This window comes from Viridibacillus sp. NPDC096237 (genome assembly GCF_050278625.1).
Classification (GTDB): domain Bacteria; phylum Bacillota; class Bacilli; order Bacillales_A; family Planococcaceae; genus Viridibacillus.
Window position 1 is genome coordinate 1 of sequence record NZ_JBNNTI010000084.1, and the last position, 6,073, is coordinate 6,073.

A 6,073-nucleotide genomic window follows, 5' to 3' on the forward strand; every position below is an offset into this window, starting at 1 on the left:
ATCCAAACGATTCGTACACGTCTGATTAAAGTAGCGAGTAAATTAGTGAAATCTGGGCGCTCTCTCCATTTCAAATTATCGTCGAGCTTCGTCTACACCCGCTTCTTTTGGGATGTCTTGACCAGAGTACAACAATTAAAATTTAACTAAATCGTCTCATTTAAAAATCGAACTCCCACCAAGGGTGAAGTCTGCCCAAAAATCGATTTTCTCACAATATCTTTTCAAAACTTTTCTATCAAAGGTGTTTCCTACGTACAAATTGTCCATAACACGAAAAATCTCATGAAAATCTTAAAACTTTAAACCATTATGAATAATTCAGGTTAAATAAAGATGCAGAGATGTTTGTTTGTCCAACAGGTCATTTAGCAATTCGTAAAGCACGTATAGGTAAGAAAAATCAAGGTGCTAATCAACAAACTGTTTATTATTTTGACATTGAAAAGTGCAAAGTCTGTCCAATGCTGGATCAATGTTACAAAGACAGGGTGAAGAGTAAAACGTATTCTATTAATCTATAGAGCATACAGAACAATTAGCATTCTAACAGACAGATGCATAAAGAAATTGCGAAAACACGCTATAAAATGAAGCGAAGAATAGCGGGCTCAAAAATCGGCACGGGTATGATACTGCATCATCAGCAGGTCTATTTGGCATGGAAATTCAAGGAGCCACTGCGATTTTCGCGGTAAACCTTAAAACGGCTTCTCATGCCCTTGAAAGAAAAAGAGTAAAAATAAGCAAAGGAATAGGACGATGGCTTATAAGAAAGTAAGTTTTTCAGTAGCCTCGTACAATACAGAAATCATCTTCTTAAAACTGCCTACGATTTTACAGAGGGTATACTTTATTTTGGTTAAGGGGCTTTAATAGGGGTACAACCGAGATGCATGTAAAAAATAGCCATAGATATTTATTTTTTACTATTTATAACTTCTTTTATCGCTTAATTTTAGTGTTTTTTGGAGAATTCGGAAAAAAAATCAAAAAATAATAGGAAAAACCCCAAAAATATGGTAGGATAATATCGTTACCCGTGACTATAATATATGGTTTTATATTTTTTTATTAAGTGAGGAGAATTTATAATGGTGAAAATTAAAAAATTATGTTCAACAATTGCTGCAGTAGGTGTAGTTGCTGTTGGTTTAGGTACATATGCTCAGGCAGCAACTTACAAGGGTTATAGTACAACTGTTCCCATTTTTAATGATTATGAGTCAAGTCCATTAAAAAAAGCAACTACTGGGTCTGCTTATAATGACGTATCAAGAATTGATAATGACAAATTAGTATCTTGGGTTGAAAATTCGTCAGGAAGCAATGTTACAAGTAAAGTAAGTTATACATCTACTGGTACTAAAATAATGGATTATTCATCTGCTAGTACACAAAAAGGTAAAGATCTACACTTGAATATTTCTACTTCTGTTGGAACTATAAGTTCTGTATATACAAAAGGTGAATGGACACCGAATTAATAGATTTATTCGAAATTTTTGAGTGATTATAGTCACGGGAACATTTAAAAGGGAACATGATTTTTTACAAATATAGTGATATTTAATCAAAAATGAGGTGTTTCAGTGAATACATATATAAAAGAAGAATTTAGAAGGGCCTTTTTTTCTAAGGCAACACTCTTATCTGTAATATTATCAATCATTTTAATGTTTTGGGGCATGTTTGAATCATTAAAATGGATCGCAAGTGGCGATGTTTCTATATTATATGCGTTTTTACAAGGTTATAATTCAGGAACGAGTAATTTTTTAATTATTGCTTTTCCGATACTTGCATGCATTCCATTTGCTACATCCTATAAAACTGATAGTTTATCAGGGTTCAATAGATATGTTTATATAAGAAAAAATAAAATCAATTATATGATTATTAAGTTGTGTGTCAATAGCCTTGTAGGTGGATTCGTTGTGTTCATTGGGCCATTTATTGCGATTATCTATCTATTAATTAATAAGATGATATTTGGTTCACCAATGATAAAGGAACAATTAGAGACGATAAGTTATTTTAAAAGTGTCGGAGTGAATTCACCAATACTCATGCTGTTGATTATTTTAGGAATTTTATTTTTATGCGGATTAATATTTTCTACTTTTGGATTAGGCGTTTCTGCCATTATGAATAATAAATATGTCGCTATCTTAGTTCCTTTCATCTATTTTATTATTTCAGCTACTGTTTTATCAAAATTCAATACTTATTTAAATATTGTAGCTTTTTACGATGTTGATTACGGAATGACGTTTGGTCAAAGAATGTTCTATGGGGGAATCCTAATTATTTTGAGTATAATAGTATTTTTTATAGGAGGATCTAAAAAGTTTGAGGAGAAAAACATCTAGAAATGAATTAAACGCTATTTACTTTTTAAAAAAAGAATACATTCTAATCTTAAGCATATTATTGCTGTACTCCTTTTATTTACTTAGGGAAACATTAATAAAAAAGGGAAACCTAGCAGATTTTTTATTGTCCGTAACAGACTTTCATGCACTTTTCTATTGCATATCACCAATATTTTTAATTGCCATTACATCTTTTTTCTCCGTAGGTCATATACAAAATTATTTAATCGTTAGATTTAAGAGTAAAAAGGCTTGGTATACCCATAATGTGGTGTTAATCTCCAAATTTGTTACCGTGTTTTGTATATTATTAATTGCAGTAATGATTTTAGAATCATTGCTAGTTCTGGATATCAATAATAAGTGGAGTGAGTATGCCATTCATTTTTATTCATTTCATCATGAGCTTTTAGTCAATTTCAAGCCTCTAATTCTTATTATTACTACAGTGTTATTGTTATGGTTATTTTTATTTTTCTCTGGTTTACTCTATTATGTAGTTTTTTTAATAACAGGGAAGATATTTATATCATTTTTATTTTTGTTTGCATTGAATAGTATCAATATTGTTGGTAGGTTATCTCAATTAGAAAATATTTCGTACTATCTTTTTTATAATCGGATCAATGTTTTCCAATATATATATATGACCCATTCAGATCGAGTAGATTATCCCTTTGGAATATTTTTCTATTGGGCATTTTTAATTATGATTATATATATAGCGGGTTATCTCGTTATTAATAAACTAGATATGGATATAACGAAAGGAAAAGAAAGCTAGTGTTCTTTAAATTGATTAGATACTACTCTTATAACCTACTTACTCCTAAATATTTAATGTTTATAGTACTCACTTTTATTTTAAATATTTACCTTGTTTGGACCACATATTTCGATTTAATCCCATCCGATGAAATAAAGGCGATTTCCTTTATGTTTTTTTTACCTATAAATATTAATTTAGATTTATTTCGCTGGATTTTATTGTTGTTGCCACTTTTATTAATAGTAAATTCCTTTATAAATAAGGAGTTAAAAGAAAGTCCTATCTATTATTTAATGAGAATGGGGAATTTAACATATTGGTTTCATAGCTTATTTTTTGTGGTCTTTCTATTTATTGTATTTAGTTTACTTATTGGTTTTATTGTAACAGGCATAATCGTCTATCTAATACCTATACCAAGTAAAATAGGAATAGACAGTGAAATACTAATATATTCTTTATCTAATAGCGCTAGTTGGCTGTTTCTTGTTCACCAATTTTTTATATTTATTTTATCTATTTATCTTTTAATATTACTTAATACATTATTTTCTTTTTTGATTCATAATTCTATAGCAGCATTTTTATTAACAATAGTTTGTATAATTTCTGCTGTTACTTTTGGAAATGCATTTCCTAGTGTATTGGAATGGAACCCATTTACCTATAGTTTATTTGCTTTTCAGCAAATAAATAAAATTTCTTTTACATGGTATTACTTATCTTTGTTGTCTTACGTTCTATTTATATATTTTTTAATTTTTATAGTTTTTAACTGTAGAAGAGAAAATATATTGAAAATATAATTTAAAGGGGTAACTAAGGCTAATGACTTCAATACTTCATATTCAAAATATGTCAAAAAAAATGGATGGTCGACTATTACTAAAAGATATTAACTTAAGAATAGATTGCCCTGGAATTTACGGAATAATTGGTAGAAATGGTTCAGGGAAAAGTTTGTTATTTAAAACAATAGCTGGATTATTAGTTCCAAGTGAAGGTACTATAAAAATATTTAATGATAATATTGGAAAAGGAAATTTTCCTAAAGATTTCGGTGCACTTTTAGATACTGGTGGTTTCCTTCCTCATTATTCTGGATTTCGCAATTTAAAATTGCTCAGTTCCATTCAAAATAAAATAAATGATGAAGAAATTAAAGAGGTCTTAAGCTTTGTAGGATTAGACCCAGACGATAACACAATGGTACGTAAATACTCATTAGGAATGAAGCAAAGGCTTGGTATTGCACAAGCAATTATGGAAAAACCAAAGTTATTAATTTTAGATGAACCAATGAACGGTTTAGATGAAGCAGGTGTAAAAGATTTTAGAAACATGATAATTAACTATAAAAAAAGGGATATAACCATTTTATTGACAAGTCATAATCCTGAAGATATATCTTTACTTTGTGATAAAGTTTATAAGATGGAAAATGGACAGTTAAATGTTTTATCCTCATAACAAGAATGTACTTGATTTAGTACAGTTTAAAGAGCGGAAACTCCTGTAAATTCAAAAATAGGTTAAACCCTCAATGTAAACAAGCGCATTATTCCAGATACTCTTTAAAAAATCCATTTATAGGCTTTAAATAAAACATACCTTATAAAGTAGACAATTTTAAAAAGTCTACCTTATAAGGCAGTTTTTTATAATGAGGAAAACACAATAGATGGAATGACGAAATTTGATTAAGAAAACATTTAATCAAAATGAACAAAAATAGCTTTTAACCTAGATTATTCACCAATCAACAGAAAAACCCACTAAAAAGCTGATGAGTCAGGTTTTCAGTGGGTTTTTCTACTTCACTTAAAAAGTGAAAAAAGAATCCACTTCTGTTAAGGTTAAATCGACTAAGAACTAACTAATAGAAAGGATTCTTCTAATGAGTAGATTACCGCAAACGACGCTTCATTTCAACCGCCAACTGAAATTATCCAACGATGGCGGCGAATTATCTTCAGATACAGGTCAATTTTTATTCCGTGAGTTTGACGAAAAAATCGGTTTTTCACAAACTATCGCCAAACATCTCCACTTAAAAGATGAACGTTCTTTTTGTATGCACCCAAACGAACAGCTGCTTCGTCAAAAAATCTATCAATTAATCGCTGGCTATCATGAGGATGACGCAGCGGATCAACTCACACATGATCCCGTCTTCACACAATTCACATTTTCAGCATGGGAAACCACGTATAAACTTATTAGGGATTTCACGAGTGAGTACACAATAATAGGGGGCAAACAAATGGTAAAACAAATTGATATCACTAAAAAGAAGGAACAATATTTACAGTTTATAAATAAGTGTAAGACAGTTGTCATCAGCAGCAAGGATGACAATGGTGATCCATTTACTAGTTATGCACCGTATGTTCAGCATGATGGGAAGATTTATATTTATATAAGCATAATTACAGACCATTATAAATTTATTGAAGCAAATAATTTGATAAGTATCATGATGATTACAGATGAGCAAGATTCCCCTAACTTATTTGCACGTGAACGAGTTCGTTTTCAATGTGTGGCAGAGAATGTTGGAAATGATGGATATGAAGAAATTTTTGCTAAGTTCGAAAAGAACCACAGCGCACCAATGATGGGCGTTTTACGAGGGTTGGATCTATCTTTATTTGAACTTACGCCAAAAGAAGGTCGCTATGTAATTGGCTTCGGTCAAGCGTTTGATATCGATTTATTAGGCGAAAAATTTGAACATGTAGTTGTAGAAAAAAAGGATAAATAAGCTTCATTTTAATGAAGTGATTCTCTACTACTGAGCTTTAAATAATTAAACAATCTTCGATATAAGCGTAGTGGTATGTCAACACTAAATCAAACAACTTTTTTAAGGGCTAAGTTTTTATAAGCGACCGGACTTTGATAGCCTAGTTTGCTGTGCGACCGAATA

General features: G+C 30.3%; 5 protein-coding genes and 3 pseudogenes. All 8 read left to right on the forward strand.

Features of this window, described 5'->3' with window-relative positions; genetic code table 11:
* On the forward strand, positions 1 to 150 hold a 150-nt coding region (locus ACQKMD_RS21430; protein WP_427754573.1), incomplete at its 5' end, for a transposase.
* A gap of 170 nt (positions 151 to 320) precedes the next feature.
* Positions 321 to 781: pseudogene (locus ACQKMD_RS21435) on the forward strand (transposase); the annotation flags it as partial.
* 313 nt (positions 782 to 1,094) lie between these two features.
* The gene (locus ACQKMD_RS21440; RefSeq protein WP_427754566.1) at positions 1,095 to 1,487 is read left to right on the forward strand and encodes a hypothetical protein; all 393 of its coding nucleotides are present in this window, start codon (positions 1,095 to 1,097) and stop codon (positions 1,485 to 1,487) included.
* 105 nt (positions 1,488 to 1,592) lie between these two features.
* On the forward strand, positions 1,593 to 2,372 hold the full coding sequence (locus ACQKMD_RS21445) for a hypothetical protein (RefSeq protein WP_427754567.1): 780 nt from the start codon (positions 1,593 to 1,595) through the stop codon (positions 2,370 to 2,372).
* A complete protein-coding gene (locus tag ACQKMD_RS21450; protein WP_427754569.1) occupies positions 2,353 to 3,159 on the forward strand; it encodes a hypothetical protein in 807 nt (268 codons plus the stop codon). The genes ACQKMD_RS21445 and ACQKMD_RS21450 overlap by 20 nt, the downstream gene beginning before the upstream one ends.
* Before the next feature lie 813 nt (positions 3,160 to 3,972).
* Positions 3,973 to 4,614 carry an ABC transporter ATP-binding protein gene (locus ACQKMD_RS21455; protein ID WP_427754571.1) on the forward strand — a complete coding sequence of 214 codons (642 nt, stop codon included), beginning with the start codon at positions 3,973 to 3,975 and terminating at the stop codon, positions 4,612 to 4,614.
* Between the two features lie 427 nt (positions 4,615 to 5,041).
* Positions 5,042 to 5,326: pseudogene (locus ACQKMD_RS21460) on the forward strand (transposase); the annotation flags it as partial.
* A gap of 123 nt (positions 5,327 to 5,449) precedes the next feature.
* Positions 5,450 to 5,908: pseudogene (locus ACQKMD_RS21465) on the forward strand (HugZ family protein); the annotation flags it as partial.
* Positions 5,909 to 6,073: the final 165 nt, after the last annotated feature.

Coding starts and splice junctions, on each gene's coding strand:
- ACQKMD_RS21455 (WP_427754571.1), top strand. CDS start 3,973: ATGACTTCAATACTTCATATTCAAAATATGTCAAAAAAAATGGATGGT.
- ACQKMD_RS21440 (WP_427754566.1), top strand. CDS start 1,095: ATGGTGAAAATTAAAAAATTATGTTCAACAATTGCTGCAGTAGGTGTA.